Source organism: Candidatus Aenigmatarchaeota archaeon, from assembly GCA_016932615.1.
Classification (GTDB): domain Archaea; phylum Aenigmatarchaeota; class Aenigmatarchaeia; order QMZS01; family QMZS01; genus JAFGCN01.
The window spans coordinates 1-23,423 of sequence record JAFGCN010000024.1 but is presented as its reverse complement, the minus strand read 5'-3'; the positions used below and the strand labels follow the sequence as shown (position 1 = coordinate 23,423).

The 23,423-nt window shown below is 48.1% G+C and carries 25 protein-coding genes; 16 read left to right on the top strand and 9 right to left on the bottom strand.

Translation table 11 applies throughout. The features are described 5' to 3' along the window. The 7 genes from JW727_05625 to JW727_05595 all read left to right on the top strand — a co-directional run. The coding region (locus JW727_05625; protein MBN2095503.1) for a hypothetical protein at positions 1 to 3,439 on the top strand (3,439 nt) is incomplete at its 5' end. A gap of 3 nt (positions 3,440 to 3,442) precedes the next feature. Next, complete coding sequence (locus JW727_05620; GenBank protein ID MBN2095502.1) at positions 3,443 to 4,852, top strand: hypothetical protein; 1,410 nt, start codon at positions 3,443 to 3,445, stop codon at positions 4,850 to 4,852. Then, positions 4,834 to 5,481 (top strand): hypothetical protein, encoded by a 648-nt coding sequence (locus JW727_05615; protein ID MBN2095501.1) that lies wholly within the window; start codon positions 4,834 to 4,836, stop codon positions 5,479 to 5,481. Before JW727_05620 ends, JW727_05615 begins: the two co-directional genes overlap by 19 nt. A gap of 1 nt (position 5,482) precedes the next feature. Beyond that, positions 5,483 to 6,955, top strand: coding sequence for a hypothetical protein (locus JW727_05610; protein MBN2095500.1), 1,473 nt, complete (start codon positions 5,483 to 5,485; stop codon positions 6,953 to 6,955). A gap of 122 nt (positions 6,956 to 7,077) precedes the next feature. Then, a complete protein-coding gene (minD, locus tag JW727_05605; GenBank protein MBN2095499.1) occupies positions 7,078 to 7,917 on the top strand; it encodes a cell division ATPase MinD in 840 nt (279 codons plus the stop codon). A 5-nt stretch (positions 7,918 to 7,922) separates the two neighbouring features. Next, the gene (locus tag JW727_05600) at positions 7,923 to 10,409 is read left to right on the top strand and encodes a carboxypeptidase regulatory-like domain-containing protein (GenBank protein MBN2095498.1); all 2,487 of its coding nucleotides are present in this window, start codon (positions 7,923 to 7,925) and stop codon (positions 10,407 to 10,409) included. 29 nt (positions 10,410 to 10,438) lie between these two features. Further along, positions 10,439 to 10,948: a hypothetical protein gene (locus tag JW727_05595; protein ID MBN2095497.1), complete on the top strand. Its 510-nt coding sequence runs from the start codon at positions 10,439 to 10,441 to the stop codon at positions 10,946 to 10,948. 9 nt (positions 10,949 to 10,957) lie between these two features. On the opposite strand, the gene JW727_05590 is transcribed toward JW727_05595, so the two are convergent. Beyond that, positions 10,958 to 11,827 (bottom strand): hypothetical protein, encoded by an 870-nt coding sequence (locus JW727_05590; GenBank protein ID MBN2095496.1) that lies wholly within the window; start codon positions 11,825 to 11,827, stop codon positions 10,958 to 10,960. Positions 11,828 to 11,913: 86 nt separating this feature from the next. On the opposite strand from JW727_05590, the gene JW727_05585 reads away from it, so the two are divergent. The 8 genes from JW727_05585 (at position 11,914) to JW727_05550 (ending at position 19,452) form a co-directional block, all read left to right on the top strand. Further along, positions 11,914 to 12,357 (top strand): YjbQ family protein, encoded by a 444-nt coding sequence (locus tag JW727_05585; protein ID MBN2095495.1) that lies wholly within the window; start codon positions 11,914 to 11,916, stop codon positions 12,355 to 12,357. Further along, on the top strand, positions 12,354 to 13,463 hold the full coding sequence (locus JW727_05580) for an aminopeptidase P family protein (protein ID MBN2095494.1): 1,110 nt from the start codon (positions 12,354 to 12,356) through the stop codon (positions 13,461 to 13,463). Before JW727_05585 ends, JW727_05580 begins: the two co-directional genes overlap by 4 nt. A gap of 58 nt (positions 13,464 to 13,521) precedes the next feature. Next, the gene (locus JW727_05575) at positions 13,522 to 14,337 is read left to right on the top strand and encodes a hypothetical protein (protein ID MBN2095493.1); all 816 of its coding nucleotides are present in this window, start codon (positions 13,522 to 13,524) and stop codon (positions 14,335 to 14,337) included. A 16-nt stretch (positions 14,338 to 14,353) separates the two neighbouring features. Further along, on the top strand, positions 14,354 to 16,582 hold the full coding sequence (locus JW727_05570) for an alanine--tRNA ligase (GenBank protein MBN2095492.1): 2,229 nt from the start codon (positions 14,354 to 14,356) through the stop codon (positions 16,580 to 16,582). Positions 16,583 to 17,104: 522 nt separating this feature from the next. Beyond that, positions 17,105 to 17,533, top strand: a complete 429-nt coding sequence (locus JW727_05565; GenBank protein ID MBN2095491.1) for a hypothetical protein — start codon at positions 17,105 to 17,107, stop codon at positions 17,531 to 17,533. 323 nt (positions 17,534 to 17,856) lie between these two features. Further along, on the top strand, positions 17,857 to 18,264 hold the full coding sequence (locus tag JW727_05560) for a hypothetical protein (protein MBN2095490.1): 408 nt from the start codon (positions 17,857 to 17,859) through the stop codon (positions 18,262 to 18,264). Beyond that, positions 18,257 to 18,658 carry a hypothetical protein gene (locus JW727_05555; protein MBN2095489.1) on the top strand — a complete coding sequence of 134 codons (402 nt, stop codon included), beginning with the start codon at positions 18,257 to 18,259 and terminating at the stop codon, positions 18,656 to 18,658. Before JW727_05560 ends, JW727_05555 begins: the two co-directional genes overlap by 8 nt. Further along, positions 18,655 to 19,452 (top strand): hypothetical protein, encoded by a 798-nt coding sequence (locus tag JW727_05550; GenBank protein MBN2095488.1) that lies wholly within the window; start codon positions 18,655 to 18,657, stop codon positions 19,450 to 19,452. Before JW727_05555 ends, JW727_05550 begins: the two co-directional genes overlap by 4 nt. A gap of 136 nt (positions 19,453 to 19,588) precedes the next feature. On the opposite strand, the gene JW727_05545 is transcribed toward JW727_05550, so the two are convergent. The 4 genes from JW727_05545 to JW727_05530 all read right to left on the bottom strand — a co-directional run bounded on the left by JW727_05545 (position 19,589) and on the right by JW727_05530 (position 20,797). Then, positions 19,589 to 19,999: a hypothetical protein gene (locus tag JW727_05545; GenBank protein ID MBN2095487.1), complete on the bottom strand. Its 411-nt coding sequence runs from the start codon at positions 19,997 to 19,999 to the stop codon at positions 19,589 to 19,591. A 124-nt stretch (positions 20,000 to 20,123) separates the two neighbouring features. Further along, positions 20,124 to 20,267: a hypothetical protein gene (locus tag JW727_05540; GenBank protein ID MBN2095486.1), complete on the bottom strand. Its 144-nt coding sequence runs from the start codon at positions 20,265 to 20,267 to the stop codon at positions 20,124 to 20,126. Between the two features lie 2 nt (positions 20,268 to 20,269). Then, positions 20,270 to 20,494 carry a type II toxin-antitoxin system HicA family toxin gene (locus tag JW727_05535; protein ID MBN2095485.1) on the bottom strand — a complete coding sequence of 75 codons (225 nt, stop codon included), beginning with the start codon at positions 20,492 to 20,494 and terminating at the stop codon, positions 20,270 to 20,272. Positions 20,495 to 20,497: 3 nt separating this feature from the next. Then, positions 20,498 to 20,797, bottom strand: a complete 300-nt coding sequence (locus tag JW727_05530; GenBank protein ID MBN2095484.1) for a hypothetical protein — start codon at positions 20,795 to 20,797, stop codon at positions 20,498 to 20,500. 112 nt (positions 20,798 to 20,909) lie between these two features. Between JW727_05530 and JW727_05525 the strand changes: the two genes are divergently transcribed. Beyond that, positions 20,910 to 21,302, top strand: coding sequence for a hypothetical protein (locus JW727_05525; GenBank protein ID MBN2095483.1), 393 nt, complete (start codon positions 20,910 to 20,912; stop codon positions 21,300 to 21,302). Here JW727_05525 and JW727_05520 read toward each other — a convergent pair. The 4 genes from JW727_05520 to JW727_05505 all read right to left on the bottom strand — a co-directional run bounded on the left by JW727_05520 (position 21,286) and on the right by JW727_05505 (position 23,263). Then, the gene (locus JW727_05520) at positions 21,286 to 21,645 is read right to left on the bottom strand and encodes a hypothetical protein (GenBank protein MBN2095482.1); all 360 of its coding nucleotides are present in this window, start codon (positions 21,643 to 21,645) and stop codon (positions 21,286 to 21,288) included. The two genes, JW727_05525 and JW727_05520, sit on opposite strands and share 17 nt — an antisense overlap. Before the next feature lie 4 nt (positions 21,646 to 21,649). Next, the gene (locus JW727_05515) at positions 21,650 to 22,144 is read right to left on the bottom strand and encodes a hypothetical protein (protein ID MBN2095481.1); all 495 of its coding nucleotides are present in this window, start codon (positions 22,142 to 22,144) and stop codon (positions 21,650 to 21,652) included. Positions 22,145 to 22,216: 72 nt separating this feature from the next. After that, entirely contained in the window at positions 22,217 to 22,654 is a 438-nt protein-coding gene (locus tag JW727_05510; GenBank protein MBN2095480.1) for a hypothetical protein, read from the bottom strand. A gap of 15 nt (positions 22,655 to 22,669) precedes the next feature. After that, the gene (locus tag JW727_05505) at positions 22,670 to 23,263 is read right to left on the bottom strand and encodes a hypothetical protein (protein MBN2095479.1); all 594 of its coding nucleotides are present in this window, start codon (positions 23,261 to 23,263) and stop codon (positions 22,670 to 22,672) included. Positions 23,264 to 23,423: the final 160 nt, after the last annotated feature.

The window sequence follows — 23,423 nt, the reverse complement described above, 5'->3', positions numbered from 1 at the left end:
TTATGCGGGAGGTAACTTTGAGACTGCAGGGGGAGGTTCTGCAAATTATATAGCCAAATGGAACGGAAGCGACTGGTCAGCTTTAGGAGAGGAGACCAACAAATGGGTATATACCTTGGGAGTGTATGAGGGTGAGTTGATTGCTGGCGGAAATTTCACGACTGCGGGGGAGATTGAGGTTGCGGGTATAGCCAAATGGAACGGAACTAGCTGGTCAGCATTAGGTTCTGGAGTAAACGAAAAAGTGTATGCACTTACTGTCTATAGGGAGGATCTGTATGTTGGCGGGCGTTTCACAACTGCAGGGGGAGGTTCTGCGAATTATATCGCCAAATGGAACGGAAGCGACTGGTCAACTTTAGGTTCTGGAGTAAACAGCAATGTTTTTACACTTGGTGTCTATAATGGTGAGTTGATTGCCGGCGGAAACTTCACCACTGCCGGAGGATCTCCTGCTGCAAACATCGCCAAATGGAACGGAAGCGATTGGTCGGCCTTGGGCTCTGGATTGAATGATGAGGTGGACTCGTTGGCGGTCAATAATGGCAATTTGTATGTTGGTGGTTTTTTCACCACTGCCGGAGGATCTCCTGCTGCAAACATCGCCAAATGGAACGGAAGCGATTGGTCGGCCTTGGGCTCTGGATTGAACAATGGGGCGGTTTATCTTGCGGTATATGAGGGCGACTTATATGCGGGAGGGCTTTTCACAACAGCTGGCGGAAACTCCGCCAATTACACCGCCAGATTTGCTGCTCCCGGCAATAAGACCCTATCCTCTGCTACGGATGCTTGGGATTCGGAATGGAATCATTTTGCAGTGACTTACAATTCCTCTGAGCTTAGGATGTATCTAAATGGGGTTCTGGAAAATAGCATTTATGCTACTTCATCAATTCCAGAGAGTGGACGAAACCTCCTTTTGGGTAGAAGTTATGGGAGTCGGGTAGGAGGATATTGTTCGTCTGGAGAGGAACAATTCAGGGGTTTGCTGGATGAACTCAGAATCTACAACCGCTCCCTAACCTCCGACGAGATATGGCTTCACTACCAGACTGAGTTCCAGAAGTACAACTCGACCCAGTATCGCTTCTACTCCAACCTTACAAATTTGGCTGACGGCACTTACACCTACTATGGATGGGCAAACGACTTGGCATCAAACAGTGCCTACACAACCGACTACGCAGAAAGCAGCCCGAGATACCTTTATGTTGGTGAAGGCGGGGAATCGGGAGGAACATATTTCACAGTAAACCTCATGGCGCCAACAAACGACACCAACACAACCGATAACACCACAACCCACACGTTCAACGTAACCGGAACTAACGACACTTATTCCTGTACTCTCTACTACGACTCGGCAGAAAAGGGCACAAACAACTCGGTGGCAAACAACACTGAAACCACAATTATTGCCTCGGAAACTGGGGATGGAAGTTACCTTTGGTGGGTCAACTGCACGAACGGAAGCACTACGAACATGTCGGCGCAGTACGATATCACGATTGACACGACCGCCCCAACATTAGTCCTCCTTACTCTCAATGATACCTCCCCCGTAGCCGCAGGAAACGTAACTTTCACCTTAGACTTCTCCGAAGCGATGAACCAGACGATTAACCCGACAGTCAAAATCCAGAACTCCTCAATTTACACACTTACAACCCTCGGCTGGTTTAACTCCACAAGATGGGTTGGGTGGTACAACTTCACAAACGAGACCGGAGACGGAAACTACACAATCAATGTGACTGTGGCGGAAGATTTGGCCGGAAATGTGATGGACGAAAACTCTAGCGAGACCTTTGAGCTAAACACCACTGAAGAAGACACGACCGTCCCCTCAATTCACCTTGAAACCCCAACAAACAACTCCGGAGACTCGGACGGAACAGTCTATCTCAAGTACAATGTTTCAGACGACAGCGCAATCACAAGCTGCAAGCTATTCGTAAACGGAGAGGAAAACCAGACTAATTCCTCGGTTACAAGAAACCTGTCACAGAACTTCACATTAACTGGCCTAACTGTTGGAAGGTACAACTGGACAGTTAACTGCACTGACGAAGGAGAGCTTTCAAATGTTTCTGAAATGAGGTACTTTGATGTAATCCTTGCAACAAGCTTTGATGGTGTGACTACCGACCTTTCTGGCAAGCAGACCCACTCTATTTCGGGGTTGATGCTTGAAAGATCGGGCTATGGGAAAATCGCCTATCTCCAGCCGGTAAACCTTAGCGGAGGGGTTGACCTGGACGAACTGATCGCTATTGGTGACGGATATATATATGTCAACTCAACTGAAGAGCCAAGACTCAACAAGAAGGCAAATGTGACTCTTTACAACCTTCCTTACCTTAAAACGCCGTCAGTCCTCAAAGACGGCTCAGTTTGCTCTGATTGTGAGTTTATCTCGTATATAGGAAACAGCTTGAAATTCAACGTCACGGGCTTTTCCAACTACTCTGCAACTTCAAACTCGAACCTTTCAATCTGGGACGAGACTGATGCCGAAGGAGGGAGCCAGACAAAATACAAGAAAGAGCTTGTCACTTTCTACGCAAACTACACTAACCTTACTAGTGGTGACGCCATAAGCGGAGCCGGAGTTTACTGCAATATTACCTTCAACGTTTCCGGCGGATGGACAGAGTCCGTTGAGATGGGCTTTAACGCCACTAGCTCTCTTTATGAGTACAACAGGAGCTTTAGCACGAACGGGACATTTGACTGGAATGTGTCCTGTTATGGCTCTGAGGAATACGAAGCGGCTAACACCACAGACACGGTTATAATAGATAACACGGCAATCTACATATACACGAAAGAAAAGCTCTTCATGATGTCGCGGGACATAAATCCCCCAGGTCTTCTGACAACAAGCATCTCGATATTTGAGACAAATAACCAGTCAGACAAGGCATGGACAGTTTCATACATACCTCTGGACTTCCAGTACTACTGCTATGCCGGTGCTGACGGCTCGTGCAACTCAGAGAAAGGCAATGACACTGAGGATGGAAGCAATTCCAACTTCACGCTGAAAAACAACGGCACGGCAACAGTTGACGTGCTGGTCTATGCCAATGGAGACTACCACTCCACGTATTACATCTGCTCCGGAACAGACGCGACTGATGACGGGGATGATTCCCTGTGCCTTGGAGAGCCGGCAACAGGCGAAAATGGTGCCAACAATGTGCAGATTTACAACGGCTCTGGCTGGATGAATGTTCCAAGCAAGACGAGGGACGGCACTTCATATGGCCTTGCAATTGCATGCGGCCTTCCGGTTGGCGAGAACCTGACAAATATTGACTTCAGGGTAAGGGCGCCAAAAGGGGTTGCCACGGGAAGCTACGGGGCTATTGTAAGCTTCATGGGCTACCAGGAGGTATCCGGCTGCTCTGTTGGGAGCTATTTTACACCCTAGAATATGAGAGAAAGCGCATTTTGGAGGGGCATAATTGCAATCCTGCTTGTTCTGATAATCCCCTCGGCAGCTTTTGCCCTGGAGATTTCCCAGCCCCGCAACCTTGGAATGCTGGAGTTTTCCACAAGCTACAGCGCGCCGGTAACAATAAAAAGCCAGGAAACTTCGCCGCAGGAAATAGAGCTTAAGGTGACCCCCCGCTCAGAATACCTGAAGGGCTATATGGGAACGGACCCTATAAAATTCACTCTCCAGCCAAATGAGACAAAAACAGTAAACGTGACAATTAATGTCCCAATAGAAGGGACTCTAAGCCCGGGAAGCCACACTTTGACGATTGTCGCCGAGTCCACTCCCAAGGGGTCTGGAGTGCAGATGGTTTCTTCCCCGGTAATCGAGGTTTCTTTTTCCTTGAGAGGGGAAGTTATGGAAAGTGTGGCGCTTCGGGACCTTGTAGTCAACGTGGGCTCTGAAAACGTGGTTTTTACGCTTTACTGCGAGAACACCGGGAATGTCCGGGCAGGCATTTTTCCAACTGTTGACATCAGCAAGTACTATGGCTCTTCCACCCAGCTCAGGGAAACTGTCCGCGGGAAGACTCAGTACCTTCTGGAGCCGGGCGGGCAAAAAGCAGTTACGCTCAGCTATCCGGTTTCAAAGCTCGAAGGCGCAACATACAAAGCATCGGCGAAACTTGAATATTCCGGCAAAACAAGCTCCGCAGTTTCCAAAAATTTCGTCATTGGAAGCTCTTCATCCTCCACTGGGGAGTCCAAGCCGTCGGGCAAGCCAGGTTCCGGAGGGGCAACTTCAGGAACTGCTGGCACCATAAGCATTGGCGGGACTGGCACCACCCAGAGCGGCAGTGAATCGGCTGACCTTGCGAAAAATGTACACCCTCTCTTAAACAATAGCGGGGAGGTAAGAATTACAAACCTCTACTCAAAGATAACTGAAGATAGGCGGCTGATTGTATATGTGGGCATAGAAAACCTTAATGGCACTTCTGGAGAGTTCCGGCTTTGGCTAAACCTTTTCTCAGGGAACGGCACAAAGATTGACGCGCTCCAGAGGAGCGGTAACATTGAGCCATTTGGCAGCCAGGTGCTGGACCTGGACTGGGTGCCTTCTTCAGGCGGAAACATTAAGATAGAGGCGGTTCTTGAGTCGGCTGGAGAAAACCAGACCAAGATATTGTGGACGAGCCTGGACGCTGTTTCCAACTCTGCAGATTTTCTTACCGGGGAGGGAACCCTTGAAGCCCTTACCGGGAGGTTTACCGGGATTGTCACGGGCTTTGTCGAAGGCAGGAAGCCACTCATTCTACTGGTGCTTGCAGCGCTGCTCGTGGTTATTTACTTGAGGGAGTCGAAAAAGGACCCAAGAAAGCAGGTATGGAAGAGAAAAATTTAGCGCTTGCTGCGCTAGGGGTTTCACTGGCACTGGTGTTTGTCTTATCTTCCTCGCCAGGCGAAACCCAGCTTCACATAACCGGCGATTTTTTCACCCCAACCGATGTTGGCATCATAGACCAGGTCGAGGTTTCGATGTATGAGGAGAACCCTTCAGATAATGTCTTTGAGTTCTTCCTGAACTTTACAAATGAGACTCCCAGCTATAACGGGACTTACGATGGGCCTGCCGGGGGATTCGACAGCTTTGATGGGCAGACCCAACTATTCACGCTTGAGAACCGGGGAAGCACGTACGCAGATGTGCTTATCTCTGCTGAGGACTTCAGCAACGGCATTGAAGTTATAGATGTCGATAGGGACAACGGAGCGTTTCAGGTCTATATCCCTGGCGTTGGGTGGAAAAACATTCCCGACGGAAGCGATTCAGACCTGGACCTGGAAAAAGACCTTCTGGAGCTTTGCCTTGCAGACAACATTCCGGTTGGGGGAAAGGTTACGGGAATTGACTTTCGTATTTCAGGACATGCGGGGGGCGGCTTTATTTCGCGGCTGAGGATTACCGCTTATAACAGCGCAACTTCAAATCCATGCACATCACCAGGGGCGTATGTAGCCCCGGGGAACTAGCATGAGAGGCATTCTTTTTCTTGTTTTTCTCCTTGCTCTTACCTCCCCCGTGCTGTCGGTTGGAGTTTACCCGGCGGATGCAAACCTGGGCACAGTATCCCTTGCCGGAGCGAGCCAGAATTTTACCATAAGAAACCTTGAGCCATACCCCCACAACGTCACTTTCGCTGTCCTTACGGAGTCCCTCCAGCCGTTTGTCTCGTTTAGCCCTTCTCAAATGGAATTGGGCCCTTCAAACCAGACCGCCAGCTTTATGGTTTCAATCGATTCCGCAAGCGCCCCCGCAGGCAATTACCGGCTTCTATTTCGAGTCGAGTCCCTCGCAGGGAAGCCCGCTATAAACTCAAGCTATAACGAGACCGCCACTGGCTCAATCATTCCTTCAGCGACGGCAACTGTCGCTTTTCTCGTGCCTGAAAAGAGCGTAATTGTACCCCCCTCCACAGCTCCTGCCGGAAAAGCCCCTCCGAGCGGAGGCGCAATGGCACTTCCCAAAAGGAAGTCTCTGAGAATTGAGGTGCCGCCAGTCGTTTTGCATTCAAAGCCGGTAAGCTATGTAAATGTCACTCTTATAAATGACGGTGAGGCAGCCATGAACCTGTTAATGCTTGAAATCAGATCCAACGGCCCCGCAAACTTTTCATACAACCGGGTCATCGGCGCACTTGAGCCGCAAAAGCAGAGAGTTGTTCCCGTGGAAATATCTGGCGTCCTGAATGAAAGGACGGTTGTTACCATAAGGGCTTATGACGGCGCCTGGAACTGGACAAAGCAATTTACCATCATACGGCCGTACTCGGGAATAAATTCGACTGACTGCGTAAGGGTAGAGCCGCACATTGCCAATCTCCAGTCGGACGAGCCCACACAGATAAACCTTACTCTCGTCAACGTGTGCAACGATACACTTCAAAGCGTCGAAATATTCATACCTGAGCTTAACTATACAGAAAATCTTGAAACTCTGGAAACAATGGAAGTAATAAGGCCTCCCGCCAATCTGGCCGAAGGCACGCATAACCTTACGGTCTATTCGGCATACCTTCAGGGAAATTCGACGGTGCAGATTGTTGCAAGAGGCATAGACTATGTTTCGATAAGGGCAGGCATAAAGGAGCTCGGAGACGGCCTGGTTTCCATAGAAGAAGTGCTGGGCAGGATGTTTTATATCTACCAGGTTCACAACGTGACCCAGACTTTTAAGGTCGCAAAGAAGCAGCTTGACTGGGCTTTGATGTACTATGACTCTGGCGAAGTTGACGAGTGCAAGGCGGCTCTTGAAAGGGGCAAGGGGCTTAAAGATGGGCTTAAAGAGAAGCTTCCAGGCATAGAGCGGCTCAATATGTTTGTCCTGCTTTCCCTGCTCCTGCTTCTCGTGCTTCTTGAAATCTGCATGGTGTACTTTTTCATATTCAAAAAGACCTTGCGCCAGGGCGAGGAAAACCCGCCTGCCAAAAAAGGGCCACAAAGGTGAACCCTGCCAAAATCGCGCAAATGTCTGGCTCGAGGTGGCCTTAACCGGCCCAGGTGGGAGTTAGGCCCTTAAAACCCGGATTAGGGGACATTTGGATTTATATGGTAATTTGATACTATATTATGGTGTTAGGCCTAATACCGAAGAGAGGAGAATACACTATTGATAACCAGATAAATATTATTTCGAGCAAGGACAGTGAGGAATCCCCAAGAAGGGTTATTGGAATTGTTTCAGGAAAGGGAGGCGTTGGGAAGACCACTCTTGCCATAAACCTGGGGCTGGCAATTGGCGAATTTGGAGGAAAGGTCACAGTCGTTGACGCTGACACCACCGCCTCGAACCTTGGCTTTCACCTTGGCACGTTCTCCTACAATAATACCCTCCAGGATGTCCTCAATGAGAAGTCGACAATCGAAAAGGCGACTTATGTCACCTCAGCAGGGATAATGATAATACCTTCCTCGATATCGCTTGGCTCCATTTCTGCGGACACTTCTGCTCTTAAAGACCATGTCCAGAAGCTTAAGGGCATGGTCTTGTTGGATTCGCCTCCCGGAATTGATTATGAGGCGCTAAGTGTGCTCGATGCCTGCGACGAGATTATAGTTGTTTCCACTCCTGACCTTCCTTCGGTAACGAATGCCTCCAAGATTGTGCAGATCGGAAAGAAAAAGAACAAGCAGGTGCTGGGGGTGGTGCTTAACCGGCATAAAGGCGACTGCCACGAAATGCCGATTGGAGAGATTGAGCTGATGGCGGATGCTCCGGTGATAGGTATAATCCCCGAGGACCCTGCAATCAGGAAGTCTCTTCACAGGAGAACTCCCGTGCTCGCGCTCAGCAGGCACTCACCCTCCTCCATACAGTTCAAGGCGATTGCCGCGAAAATGCTCAGGAAAAATTACGTGCCTCCAAGGTTTCTTGCCCTCAGAAGGGCGCTCGAAAAGCTCAGACTATGATAATTATGGCTTCAGAAATTTCCCGTAAGGACCACAGGAACTCCTGCTTCACGTCTGCTGCTGCTATTGCCCTTAATTGCCTGGCTTGCCTTGTTTTTGCCCTTATCCTGCCCCTTCCCGTTTTCTCGCTTGAAGTCTCCGGGCTTGAAGTAAGCCCTGAGATATGGCTTTCCGGCGACAATTCCGAGCTGGAGGTCTCATTTCTCTGCCTTAACGCTTCCGAAAATTCGACTGCGGTAAAGGCATACGCAAACATAAGCGGGCCCGGCGGCTACCAGCTTCTCATTTCCGACTCGGAATTCATAAAGGGCGAAAGCATTCATATCTCAAAGACGCTTACCGGAATCTCCGAAGGCCAGTATTCCCTTGTTGCCTCCTGCGAGCAGAATGGCACGGTTTCTTCCCAGCCAAGAACCTTCTGGGTGAGCCGCCTGACAGCCACTATTGTAAAAATTGATATTCCAGGCCAGAACCCTGCGCTTACGCTTTACCCTTCCGACAACATAACATTCTGGGCTGACGTCAGGAAGGATGGAAAAGACGCAGGCAAGATTATGTCCGGCGCAAGCTTTGAGGCCTATATTGGAAGCGATGTAATGGCATACCCAAAAGTCCTGCCACCGAAAAATTCCGGCTCATACTGGTCGATAAGCGCAGACCTTCCCGAAAGGCCGGACCTTGGAAAAACCATTCCCCTTCGGCTGGTTGCAATTTACCAGAATCAGACTGCGGAGGACTATTCAGACAGCTCTTATGAGGTTGTTCATCCCCTGACTTTGGAGATAATTCCTCCTGAAGAGCCATATGAGCTTACCGGGGCCACTACGCTTAACATTACCGTAAGGACACTGCTGATGGGCGGCAGGGCGGTCGAATCCACTAACATAAAGTTCAGCGCAAATCTCGATGGAGAGGAAAGGCAAATCAAGAGCTTTCGGCTCGCTGAGAATAATCTCTGGATTCTGGAGGTTGCGCTTCCATTCAAGGAACCTTCTTCTGAGCCATATATCTTAGAGGTAAGCGCAACGTACGAGAACCTCTCTGAGGTCTGCAGCCAGGAACTGCCGGTCTGGTATGTTGTTGCCCTTGAAGGCCAGCTTGTGAATTCACAGGGGCAGCCCGTCAGTGCGGAAATTAGCATTGGCTCGGAGGAGGTTATACAGACCGGAAGAAATGGCGAATATTACGCCAGAATTATCCCTGGCTGGCATGACCTTGAACTGATGCTTTCAGACAGGAGCAGCATACTCTATCGCCAGGCAGAGCTTACGGAGGCAGAGGTTTGCAGGTACAGCCAGAGCCCGATAAAGTATGATTCCTTTGATGGCGCAGAATTCGGCTCAAAAAAAATCATTGCTTTTGAGTTTGGCTTTGGCTTCAGGAATGCGGAGGTTGTGCTGCCCTATGATGATTACGGAATCGACAAGGGCCTTCTGGAGATCTATCAGTGCCTTGACTGGAATTTCCCGGACAGGTCATGCAAGTCTGCCTGGGAGCCGGTAAGAAACATACACACCGACAATTACGTTGCAAGCTTCAATGTTGACCCGTTTTTCAGGGCCGCATTTGCAATCGGCGAGAGGAAGTCCATCCGTCTTGAGATGCAGGAAGGGCTCAGGACAGAATATTTCCTTGGCGAGGGAATCAGCGTGAGCGGCAAAGTGGTTGACGGTGACGGCAATGGGGTTTCAGACGCCACGGTCTACCTCAAGACAAAAGGGCAGGGCGAGCTAACAGCTGTTACTGGTGGAGATGGAAGCTTTTCCATGGCTTTTTCAGCTCCGGGAGAGGAGGGCTCATATACAGCAGAGATAAGGGCTGAGAAGGGATACCTGTATGCAAATACCGTATTTTGGCCTTACAAGGCAGCCCAGAAAAAAGAGCTGACGATTTCGCTTCCAAATTACGTGGACATGGACATAAACCGCTCTTCTGAGGTGCAGGGCTCGGTCAGGAACACCGGGCAGGCGCCGCTTAAGGCCATTACGCTTTACGTTGAGAACTCTCCTTTTGAGGATTGGCTTTTAAGCCCACAGTCGATAGAAGAGCTTGGTATCGGTGAGGAGAGAAATTTTGTATTGAGGGTTACCCCTAAAAATTTGGCAGGCGATTACAAAAGCCAGTACAGCATCGAGTTCGTGGCAGATGGTGAGGCCAAGGCAAAGAAGTCCCTTCTTGCAAACATTAGGGGCGTGGAAGAGGAAAGCGCCACAGCTTCTTCACAGAATTCTGGCGAGTCTGAAGGCACAGGGATTGGGCTGACAGGGTATGCAGTGGCTTTTGCAAAAGACGCTGAGGCAAAAGTTTCTGAAATGGCTTCCGGCATCGAATTTTTGCTTGTTTTGGTAGTAATTGCCCTAGTGTTATTGATATCCAAAAAACGCACGGAAAACCGCCGCCAGTCGCCCCAGGAATCCGGCATAAAGAAAGTCCGGGCGGTAAGGGATGAGATTATGAAGGGAGAAGGCGAGAAAAAGGACGCTGAAAAGTGAAATTGTATACTTATCGGCTGAACTAAATTATGGGGCGGCTTGACAATCTTATGGGAAATAAGCTTGCAGTATTTTTGCTTCTTCTGGTGGCTATTGGCCTGGCGGCAGTTTTGCTTTCTGGCTACACGCCCCTTACAGGCATGTTTATCGGAGGAGGAGAGGCAGAGAGGATAGTGCATGGCGAAATACTGTTCTATGAGGCAGAAAGCTTTTCCGGAGATGTGAGCAAGTACACTCTTGTGAACACCGGGAACACAACAATTGACGCATTTGTTTTTTGCCGGAGTGATGGCGGGGCCAGCGGCCTTGAGATATATGTGCCTGGAGTTGGGTGGAAAGCGCTTGGCCTTCCCGGCGCTGCCCAGGGGTCTGTGCTTTGCATCGCAAATGACCTTAAGCCCGGTGAAAAAGTGAGCGGATATGGCTTTCGGTCAAACGGCTGCTGCTCGGAGGAATACCTGATGAACCTTGATGTGGCCTCCTACAACACTGAGATTCTGAATATTTGTGAAGCTGTTGGTGGCTACTCAAAAGTTTAGTCCGGGGGTTTAGGCGCATGCAATTTTCTTCAGCGTATTTTTTGCCTTCCAGGCCAGGTATGCGGCTTTTGCTTTCCAGTAGGAGGGCTCTCTTAGCCACTCGATTGCAAGAATCCATTCTGTCGGCTCTCTGGAATAGCCCTTTTCGAGCAGGAACCTGTCGAGCCCTACAAGGTGGCTTGAGCCGTAGACTATCCCGATTTTGCCTTCCTTGTTGGTTTCGATTTCTTCTTCAAGGTCCTTGTAGAGCATTGCGTTTCTGCTGGACATGAGCGTTTCTTCAGTCTGCTTGTCAAAATTAATTTTTTCTTCAGGGCCGTCTAGACTGGACATGAAAACATCGCGCACATATCTTGCGGCTTCCCCCGGGCGCCACCGGTGGAAATCGCCCATTTCATCAAGCTTTCGGGCAGAATCTTCTATGATGGACACGAAAGCCCCGGAAACGTTCTCTCCAATTTCTGAAGAGGTTAGGTCCGAAATATTCCAGGTTTCTCCATACTCCAGCGCGCCTTTCTGTTTCTGAAGGCCCGCATATTTGGCAATGTATGTGTACAGTTGGTCTATACTGAGAATCGGCTCTGCTTTTTCGTCTTCCTTCTCTTCTTTCGGGGCATCTTCATCTTCTTTAGGCCCTTCATAGTAGCCCCGATCCATTGAGTTGATAATCTCCTGGACTTTTTGGTAGTATTCGGGAGAGCCGAGGTGAATCATGCCTACTGCTACAATCTCTGGCATTCCACTTGCCTTGTACGTTACTTTTGGGGTTTTAAGCCCTTCCATGTCGAGGCGTATGAATGTCCGGGGAAAGTCTGGAATCTCCTCTAAGGCCTTCGAAAACCTGTCCGCGTATCCCTTCCAGTCAAAAGAAGAGTTCATATTAATTACCCATAAGTTATCTTTTAGCATTAAGAGTGGATTTAGGCACAAACTCCCCCTAACCTACTAATAAAGATGTAGTTATTATGAGAATAGAGATTTGTCCAAAGGGAAGGATACGGTTTTCTACGAAGGGCTTCAACGATATAGTTGACATAACCGACGAAGTGAAAAAGTGCGTAAAGGAAGCTGGTGTTAAGGATGGGCTTTGCCTGATATTCCTTGCCGGCTCGACTGGCGCCTTGACGACAATAGAATATGAGGGGGGAGTTGTTTCAGACCTTCTTCGGGCCCTTGAAGTGCTTGCCCCGATGAACGACGACTATGCTCACAACAGGAAGTGGGGTGACGGCAACGGATTTTCGCATGTCAGAAGCGCCCTTGTAAAGCCGAGCTTCACTGTCCCGATTGAGGATGGCAGGCCGGTTCTTGGAAAGTGGCAGCAGATTGTCTTCATTGACTTTGACAACAAGCCAAGAGACCGGGAGCTTATCCTGAAAGTGATTTCTTCACCTAAGGTGTCCGAATGAAAGCGATCGCCGCAAAAAAGCAAAGAGAGCTACGAACCCAACTTGAAAAACAAGGTATCGGCTCGGCGGCCTTTATGTGCACCGAGGCACTTTTTGACCCAAATGTCAGCTACTTTAGCGGGCTTAATCTCCAGAGGAATTCCTCATTTGCATTCCTGATTATAACTCCCAAAAAATCCCTGCTTGCGGTTTCTGCCCTGGAGTACGAGCAGGCGCAAAAGGAGGCAAATGTAAGCGAAATTGTAAACCTTGACCGGATCAGCGCATTGGACAAATTGATTAAGGACGCTTTGCCTAAGGGAAGGCCGGTTGGAGTCAGCGGCAGGAACCTGTCTTATTCTGCTTCGAAGCTTCTTTCTGGGAGAAGATTAAAGGAGATTTCAGGCATATGCTCGAAAATCCGGGCAGTAAAAGAGCCACAGGAAATAGAGCTGATAAAAAAAGCGTGCCGGCTCGCAGACCGGGGCGCAAAGTGCCTTGCCGAAACACTTTCCCCCAACCAGACCGAGAGGGAGATTGCTCTAGGAATCGAAAACGAGATGCGCCGCCTTGGGGCTGATGAAATCGCTTTTCCTACCATTGTCACCTCCGGCAGGAGAAGCTCACTTATTCACCCTTCCCCCAGCTTTTCAGGCAGGAAGCTTGGGCGGGGCCTGGGGCTTGCGGACTTTGGCGCAAGGGTTTCCGGGTACTGCTCGGACATCACAGTTCCCTTCTCAATAGGGCGGCTTAGCTTAAGAGAGGAGAAAATCGCCCGGACGGTCGAAAAGGCGTATGATTTGTCAGTAAAAGCCGCAAGTGTTGGAGTGCCCGCCTGGAAGCTCCACCAGACCGCCGAAAACTTCATAAAAGGGGAGGGCTTCAATCTGGAGTACCTTATCGGCCACGGAATCGGGCTTGAGACTCACGATGCCCCCGTAATTTCGCCTAAACCGCTTAAAATTCCCAAGGGCTGGAGCGAAACAAAACTTGCGCCCGGAATGGCTTTTACAATCGAGCCCGGAATCCACGTTCCAGGAGTCGGCGGCTGGCGGCTTGAGAATGATTTTTTGGTTACTACGGATGGAGTAAAGCGGCTGACAAACGCGACACCCGTACGGCGGTAAAACTCTTTTCGTATCGCTTTAGCTGAAATGATATTAGGGGTTGAAGTTCAGATTAGTTATGACTTCGGATGCTTTTGAAAAGGGCTATAGAAATACTCAGGTAAAGGCAATACTTGGAAAAAAAGGATATGGGAAGGACACTCCCGCGCATTTTGCGCTTAAAGCCCTTATTGAGGAGAGGGAAGATGGTGGGTCCCTGCTGAATTCTGAATATCTCCCCATTTTTGCGCTGCCCTACGGGGTAGAGCTTCCCGCCAAATTCAGGCTGGCACAAAATCCGCTTAAGTCAGTATACCCAGATGTGGTTCAGGAACCATTTCTTGTGGGTGATTTATGCACTGACCTTTTCGCCCCGGATAACTTCTACCTTCTAAGAAAGGGGTCTGAGATAAACTTTGAAGGAGAGAATATTAGGGGTTCGTTTAGCAGGATTCCGCGATATTTCCAAGAAGAGCTTGGGACCGATGAGCCCCTGCTCCTTGAGGTGGCCAGCATACCAAGGTATTATGATGTAGGCCTTCTGAACTTTAAGAAAATGCTCGGAAAGCCGGAATTGCTACTGACGGATGCCTGTGAGGCCAAAGAAACGGACCCTATTTTTGCCTTTAACGAAACAACAGGCGACATAACCTGCAAAAAGGAACTGACTCGGACCATTGCCCTTTCGGAACTTTCAGTATGGCCTGCTTTGGTTTACATTCACAGAATCTCTCCTGCGCTTTCCCGAAAGATTGGGCGAGATGTCGAGGGTAAAGAAGGATGGGCGCAGGCGCTAAATACCTCAGAGGGCCTGGCGAAAAGGGCTTATCAGGAGGTAACTGGGGCAGAACGGTTATCTAATAATCCGGGTGTCCAAGCAGCTCAAAAAGCTTAAAATTCTATTTAATCTTATGAAGCTCACATTTCCTAAAGAAGAATACCCCTCAAAGACGCTTGAGAAAATCGGCTTTGGCAGGAGGCAGTGCCGTGTCTGCGGCAGATTTTTCTGGAGCAAGTTTCCAAGGGACTACTGCGACGATGACGAGTGCAGGGTGAAGCTTGGGCTTCCCGCCTACGGGTTTCTGGGAAAGCCCATGGGAAAGAAGCTTAATTATGACGAGTGCTGGAAGACCTTTGTATCGGTCTTTAGGAAATTCGGCCACACCCCCATCAAGCGGTACCCGGTTCTTGCCCGCTGGAGGGACGATGTTACCTTTGTCGAGGCGTCAATTTATGATTTCCAGCCATACTGCGTTTCAGGTGAGGTCGAGCCGCCTGCAAATCCTCTTCTTGTGCCGCAGTTCTGCCTGCGCTTCAATGACCTTGAAAACGTGGGGGTCACGGGGAGGCACTACTCCGGCTTTATAATGGTCGGCCAGCATGTCTTCAACCGCCCCGGAAACTTCATTTACTTCAAGGACGAGGCATTGGGTTACCTTTTCGAGCTGTTTACCGAGGGGATGGGAATCCCGGAGGAGAACATATTCCTGCACGAGGACGCCTGGGAGGGCGGAGGCAACGCCGGGCCGTCAATCGAGTTCTTTGTCGGCGGGATAGAGCTAGCAAACCAGGTCTACATGCAGTACAAGGTTTTGCAGGATGAGACTGGAGAAAAGAAGCTTGTCGAGCTTGAGACCAAGGTAATCGACATGGGCGCTGGGCTTGAAAGGTTTCCATGGGTACTGAACGGGACTAAGACAAGTTACGAGGTGGTCTTTCCCGAGGCGCTTAAGTACCTTGAAAACACAAAGCTCTCATTTAAGGAAAAAGTGATTTTGGCTGACCACACGAGGACACTCTTTATTGCCCTTTTTGACGGGGCGCTTCCTTCAAACACCGGCGGCGGGTACAACCTGAGGAAGATTCTGAGGCAGTGCTTTTCGATTTTGAGGAAAACGGGCGAAAAGGTCGACCTGGTGGAGCTAATGAAAATCCACTCCAACTGGAAGATTTTCCCTGAGCTAAAAAAAGCGGACTTCAAGCTTATTGCTGACATTATTCTCGAGGAAGAGAAAAAGTACAAGGAGATGATTGCCCAGGGAATCCAGATTGTGAAAAAGACGGAGAAGTTCGACCTGGAAACGCTTAGGCGGCTTTACGAATCCAATGGGATAACCCCTGAAATAATCAAGGACATAAAGCCGGAAGTTGAGATTCCTGCTGATTTTTATGCCGCTCGTGAGAAGAAAAAGGAGAGAGCGGCTTCAGGCGAGGTTTTCGACACTAAGGGGCTTCCCGACACCGAGAAGCGCTACTATGAGGGGGAAACGAAGGGCGTTGCAAAGGTCCTGCGTGTTATCGGCGACTATGTGGTTTTGGACAGGACTGTCTTTTACCCAAGAAGCGGGGGGCAGGACTGCGACCTGGGGCTTTTGAACAAGCACAAGGTTTTGGAGGTAATAAAGCAGGGAAACATCGTCCTGCATAAGATTGACATAGGCGTCTTTGATATGGCTACCTGCCCGGACCATCCCGGAAAGTGCGGCCTTAAAGAGGGAACGCCCGTGGAGATGAAGGTCGACAAGGCAAGGCGCCTTCAATTGACGCAGCACCACACGGGCGCGCACATAATAAACGGGGCGTGCAGGAGGGTACTAGGCGCGCACGCGCAGCAGGCAGGAGCCGAGAAGACCGTCGAAAAGGCGCACCTGGACATCTACCACTACAAGAAGGTCACCGACGAGGAAGTCGAGGAAATCGAACGGCTCGCAAACCAGTGCATCCACGACGGGCTTGACGTCATCGGGAAGTGCATGTGCAGGACTGACGCCGAGCAGAAGTACGGCTTTGAGATTTACCAGGGCGGAGCGGTTCCCGGAAAGGAAATCCGCACCATAAGAATCGGCCAGCTAAAGGAGGGCGGCGCTGACAAGATTGACGACTGGGACGCTGAAGCCTGCGGAGGGCTGCACCTGAAAAACACCCGTGAAGCCGAGCTTATCATAATCACAGGCGTGAAAAAAATCCAGGACGCCATTACAAGAATCGAGTTCGTGGCAGGAGCCGCCGCCAGGAGGTACGCAGGGAGGATGGAAGCCGCCCTGAAGGAGTGCGCTGACGTTCTGGGCTGCCCTGAGGACAAGGTTTTCGAGGAGTCAGAGAAGCTCTTTGAGGAGTGGAAGGGGGCTAGGAAGAAGTAAGAATTTTGTTGAGATTTGTGAAAAGTATTTGGGAAAAACAAGAAGTTTTACCTCCGCAAACATAATATCCCCATTAAGCCAAAAAATAGCCGTTTCTGGTATTAGACAGTTAGCTCTACTTGTTTTCTCACAGTAAGAGGCACAGAAAGTATCTTTATGATATTATTATGATTATATGATATTTTTCGAGTATAGAATAGTTCTAATTTTATATTTAATGCATTATATGACAGTGTCGCTATTTAGTATATACATAATAATTGCTGTATATAGATACCTTTTGGGGTTAGTCTCCTTGCAATACTCTAAAAGGCCATACAGCTTTCTAGACACTAATAATTCTAACGTTAGAGCTTTACTGGGTTATTTATATCGTTCGGATTATGCTCTTTATGCTTGATTTGATTAGGGTCAGTTCGCGATATGCGGTTGGTCAAGCGATTTCTGGTATTAGACAGTTAGCTCTACTTGTTTTCTCACAGTAAGAGGCACAGAAAGTATTTATATATAAATGTTATAATTATGGAAGGGGTTGAAGATAAGCTTGCTGAAAAAATTAAGGCTGAGATGATAACTACTCATGAAGATGCGTTAGAGAGGGGGTATGATATGGCCAAAAGACTTGTTGGAATTACCATGAAGGGGCTTGTTGACGTTAAAGAAAAGGATAGATTATCTGGAAAAGAGAAGATAATGACCTATTTAATTGGGGCGCAATATAGCAAAAGGGCGGGCTTGCGCGAATCCGCAGCAGTTTCAAACGAAGAACTTTGTACTGAGATGGGCCTTCCTCAGGGGAGTGTTTTACCTTGGACAAAGATGCTGAGAGAAGAAGGAGTGATAGAGTCGGAACCGCTAAGCGATGGAAAACGAATGGGGCATGTTATCAAGGCAAATCAAATCGAAAGGAAACTGAAGGAACTTATTCAGAAGTATGGAACAAACGAATGAAAGGAACTGGAGGGAGTCAATCGAAAAGCGGCTGATTGCCTTAGAGAGAGTTACTATGAAACTAGAGGGTTTGCTCTTGACTGAGTCTGTGAAAAAGCTGGCGAAAAGAAAACCTTCAATAACTACTCGCATAGAGGATCTTAAACAGGAAGGTTATTTCAATGAGCCACGCTCTATAACGGACATTAAAGAGAAGTTAGGTCAAGGGGGATATATCTATCCCTTACAGAGCCTAACCGACCCTCTTAAAAGAGCGGTTAAGGGACGTAAGTTGGCTCGTATTGGGTCGAGAGGAAAGGGACGTTATGTAAAGCGGTGAATATATGGAAGAGGAAGTCGAGAGGATATTGGAGGAATACGGTCGGCGCATAACTGAGCTTGAACGGAAGTTTGAAAACAAGCCCTTCTCTGCAGAGAAGGTCTTGTCAGTTAAGGAGTTCTTATTGTCCAAATCTCCTAAAAATGATGTCCAGAAAACACTGGCCATAGGGTATTACTTGGAAAAGCACCAAGGTACGGACTGCTTTAATCTAAATGATATTGAAACGGGTTTTCGACAAGCAAAAGAACCCGTTCCCGGGAATATAAACGATAAGATAAACAAGAATATCCGGGCAGGATGTATCATGGAGGGTAAAGGTAAAAAGGAAGAACGCAAGTGCTGGACCTTGACCACTACTGGAGAAAGGGTCGTTGAGAATAATTTCAAAAAGGTGGAGAAACATGACTGATGCGCTTGATGACCTGATAGTGGATAGTGAGGCAACAGCAGACATTGATCTATTGGCAGAACTCCTGAAAAGCTATGTGAGAATTAACAGGGTGGGAGAAGTTCTGTTTGAAGAGCATTATCAAACTCAAAGTGATCGCAAGAAAATCACACTCTACCTTTTAGCACGAAAGGTGGCGGTTATAAAAAATCTGGGGGAAGGTCTTAAGGAAGAGTGCAGACCCAAGGAGATATCCGAAAAGACTTGCATTGCTCCAGAAAATGTAAGGCATTATCTAGGTGTGGAGCTAAAAGGGATAGTTATTAAAGTCAAAAGGGGGCTCTATATAGTCCCCAACTATAATCTCCTTAAGTGTAAGGCGTTACTGGAATTAAAAACAGGTGATGAAAAATGAGTGGCACTGGCGGGGTTAGCCGCTCTCAGATAACCTTCTCTTCCCTATTCTCAACCCTGCCTCCTGATTTAACATCAAATCTTGAAACTACTTACAACCAGATTATACGAAACTTTCATGAAGGGCGGTTTGAACCTTCGGAACTGAATGGAGCAAAGTTCTGCGAAACTGTATATAGGCTACTTGAGTGGCATACAAGTTCTCCCCAGACATACACACCTTTCGGTAAGAGTATCCGTGATTTTGGAGTTTCAACTAGAAAATTCGAAAGCTTGTCGGCTTTTCCAGATACAATAAGGTTTCATATTCCAAAACTGATGTGTGCTCTTTATGACTTAAGGAACAAGCGAGGCGTTGGGCATATGGGCGGAGAAATCAACCCCAACCATATGGATTCCGCGCTTGTCGTCCAGGTTTCAAAATGGATTCTTGCGGACCTAGTTAGGATATTCCATCAACTCACACTTCAGGAAGCTCAAGACCTTGTGGAAGGTATAGTTGCTAAGGAATACTCCCTCATATGGAAGAATGGAGCAAAAAGAAGAGTGCTGAATTGTGGGCTAACATACAATCAGCAGGTACTTGCGCTATTATACTCTGAATATCCAAAGCCAGTATTGGAAAAAGACCTCCTTGCATGGGTAGAATATTCAAATTCAACTCTATTTCGGAATAGGATAGTTTTACCGCTCCATAAAGAAAGGTTGCTCGAGTATGATGGAGATTCAAAGGAAATCTTGCTATCGCCTAAGGGAATTAAATTTGTAGAAGAGAACATTGACTTGCGTCTTTAGCTTTTAGTAAAAATTCTCAACCTTAGCAATTAAACCCAGCAACACCCCCCGGAAAACCCAAGTCTCAATCGCTTTCCTCGTGCGCGAAGCACCTCTCTTCAGCAGACCCCCAGATGGATTGCAATTTGCAAGAAACCTATAAAACCGGCTCAAATATCCGATATTCCCTCCAAGGCCAGGTTTCATAGCATATGCCAAGGGAGTTGGCAGAATCCTTTACGAAACTGTTAAGGCTGCCTTTTATCCTAGGATAGTTGGCAGTGCATCCTTTAGGAACATATACTTTCAGTCCTCTGTCAAGACAGTGGGCGACAAGGATTGATACGCACAAATCTCCCCAGACTCCGTAAACCTCGATTTCTGTTCCCGGCACAAGCGCCCAATTATCAATCACTTCTAAGGCAGTCGTGGCTGTTTCTTTTCGGGCGGAACCCATTTGGTAAGCCCTGCCGAGGATAGCGCTCCTATAATTTTCAGGAACTTTTGATTTGCCTCTGGAATCTGGCAGAAGTTCTCCGGGTGCCCAGCCAACAACTATGGATTTCATAATGTTTATCACTATAATAGGATAAATAATTATCGAAGGTACGTTACATAAACCTCCATTCTAAGTTGGGGTGGGGGGCTATCGAGCTAACTCACCCACATCTCAAAAAAGAGAAAATCCAAGTTTACAAATTCTTCATCGCCTCCAAAAATTTCTTATCTCTCCTCAAAATATACGCAACATCCCTGAAAGCTTCCTTTTTGCTGACTTTGAAGGGCACGAGCTTTCCGTCCCTCAAGACGTACCGGGTTACGAATTCTTCTTCCATTTTTAAACCCTCTCCAAAATCTCCAGGTACTCCTCCTTGGGGATGCCAAGGGTTCGGAGGTTATTTCTTACCACAAATGTCGGAATGTCCTCGACTTTGGGGATTACTATCGGCCTGTTGAGGCCATCTCTCCAATAAATCATGTGGTCGCCCTTTTCACACTTCAAAGTGCAGCCGACATATTTTAAGAATTTGTCAAACTTCTTCCAGCTTATTGGCTTTATCATCTTCTACGCAGGCATTTTTATCTCCTGCATTTCCTGGGCGACTACAACCGGCGGCATCCACTTTTTCTGCACGCACTTCCACCCAAGCTCCTCCAAGGCGGTCTCAAGGGTCCCTGCCTCAGTGGTTTCCTCCAGGAATATCTCAACCAGTTCGCTAAAGCGCTTTTTGGCCTCCTCGTAGCTCTTTCCTGAGGTCGATATGTCAAAGGCGGGAGTATAGGCGATAAAGTCGTCATTCTCCCTAAGAATCTGAACCGGAATTTTGAGCCCAACAAAGTTGCAGTTAGCGGACATATTTGCCATAATCATAGAAGCGGGCGAGTATATATACCGGGTGGGGGCTTTTACCGCTTATTTAACTCTGCACAGACTCCAGGAAGCGGCGGTATATAAATAACTTTCAAGTAATTAACCTATGGTAGAGGCAGGATTGACTGGCATGGCTAAGCTGAAGGAACGCCTTCAGAGGGAGGGTTATTCTCCCGAAGAGCAGAGGTATTGGGGGTCCTTTTATCTGGGCATGCCTTTGAATTCACCTTCCGGTTTTGAAAAGCTGTTGGTCGTTGATCCAAAAATGGCTGTAAGAGGCATACCGTCCTATTTAAATGGAACTTGCCGGTTGACACCCACCAAGGACTTATTGAACCATGTTTTTGATGTTTACGATGTCTTGAAAGGTCCTGAACTGAAGGCAGAGGGAATTGATTTGGAGAAAGAACTTGGTAAAAAGGGGTTCTTTGTGAAGGAAACCCCCGGCGAGTCTGTTTCAGTGTATTTTCGAGGCAAGACTTTTACAAAGTGCATTTAGGAAGCTCATCTATCTGCTCTCGCAGGGACTCGCTAAATCGCCGCATTTCCATTTCTTCTCGGCCTTTGTAGCGAGAACAGAAATCCTCACAAATCAGGAGAAAAGTTCTGTCGTAAACTATCTTGTAATCCGCAGGAGAGAGTTTGTGGTTGCCAATAGCGGTAAGCCCGTTGGAGATTTCCCCGGTGCCAAGGCAGGGTAAGCTTCCAAGGCAAGTTTCGCCTCTTAGGGAATTTAAATCTTTTTCGGCGGCCTGAAGCAGATTCTCTGCTGTCCCGGCGGCGTAGTCAGGGACAAGCACCGACCAGGGCTGAGATTTAAGGGAATAGATTGTGAGTTCCATAAGTTCACCTCGGCGTGCTTCTCCTTTGGCTTTTGACAAGAAATATGGACATAAGGTAATCGTTTGGATGGCCTTTGAAATGGTACTCGTTCTCTGAAACCCGATTAAGTCCCCCAGGATTATAAATTAGAATTCCTTCATCTGAACTGAGGTGGCTCACATACTCGAGGTCATCCATTCCTTCCACCATACTTCTGCCAAGAGGAATTGCCCTTGGTGGGTCCAGGGACAAGTCCAGGGTTCGCGCATAAGTTACCTGAGAAGGGTCTATTGAAGCATTGGACCATCTGTGGTCTATGTCCTGAGGGAAGTTCCAGAGCTGGGAGTTATTGTCCCTGTCGGTTCCGGTTTTCTTTGCAACGCCTGTTCTTGAAACATCGTAATGCCGGATAATGACGTTTCTATGAGGGTAATTTCTTCTCTTCAGTTCGCTTCTCAAGGCAGGGATAAATTCACCCCATGTTTCGAGTACGATGGTATTTGCATTATTGTCTGCCATAATAGTGTGGCTTTAGAATAGTTTCTAGCCAGTAAGGGCGAGTCCTAGGTTTGTTTAAACCAGATGAAGTGGTTAGTCTGGCGGCACAAGCCGGAAAACCCAGGCGTCGCCATAGAATTCCACCTCAAGCGTGCTTTTCATGTCTGGGTAATAGATGCCAAGCTTGGACTCCACCTGCCGTGGAAGCAAAGGCAGTGGTTTTCCGGGATAGCATACGCTGAGGTTTTCAGGCACATAGACGGTATAGCCCCCACCCACAGCATTGGCACTTACGTCTGCAACACAAAATTCCTTCCAGGTTCCATACACCTCAAGCTCTTTCCCCCCATTTTGCATCCATAGCAAAGGGTCATTTACTGCCTCAAAGGAGCTAGGGTAAGCCCAGGAGCCGAAAGTTTCCATATGGTCCAATATGGCAAGCCGCTGCTTTTCAGGTACCCAGCTTCCAGGATTCCAGTGGGGGCTTTTGATGATTTCCCCCTCAACCCAACCAACTACGACGGATTTCATAGTGCGGGTCCTTCACTAAATCTTTAGGTCTTCTGCCGCCTTTTGCCTCCGTCTTGCTTTGTCTTTCCTTATGATTCTTTCAACAGAAATGGATAAAAAGAGAAGAAGCGCATAGATGAGGCCTAAGTGGATTGACAGGTATTTGTAGGTTACTGGTAGGCTAGCCAGTGCGAGTAGGGCAAAACTGGCATATAATGAATAGATGATAAGTTCCTCTACGATGCTTTCAGATTTTTTGAAGTGGCTTCTATCAAAGTCGGGAGTTATGTAATAGTAGTATGCCCTCAGACACTTGTTCAGTTTTGAATCAGGTCGCCCCAAAGCACGGGCAATTAGGAGACCTCTTTCGCATATGCCGAAAATATGCCACATCAAAAGCCGGTGAGCGGTATGCCCTAGAAAGATGAAAAGGGGTATTGAGGCGAACAGAAGGTATTGCTGGGTGTACAGTGCAGCACCAGCCACTGCCAGTGTGACTGCAAAGATTGAAGTCATGAATCGTTCCACAAGCCAGATATAATAGCCCATGCCCTTCAACTCTGCCTCTAGTGTGGCTTGATGTAATTGAAGCAAAATTTTGGTTCGGTCTCCTTTCGAGAGTTTTTCCATAATAATCCGTCATTTGAATTAATTATTTACTGGAGACAGCAGTTACTAAATGGCGTAAATTATCTCCACGTCTTTGTAATCCTTTCCGTACCCCAAATCAGTGACCTTGTTTGGCTCAAGGGTTATGCCGTGGTTGCAATTATTACAGGTCAGGATGAGG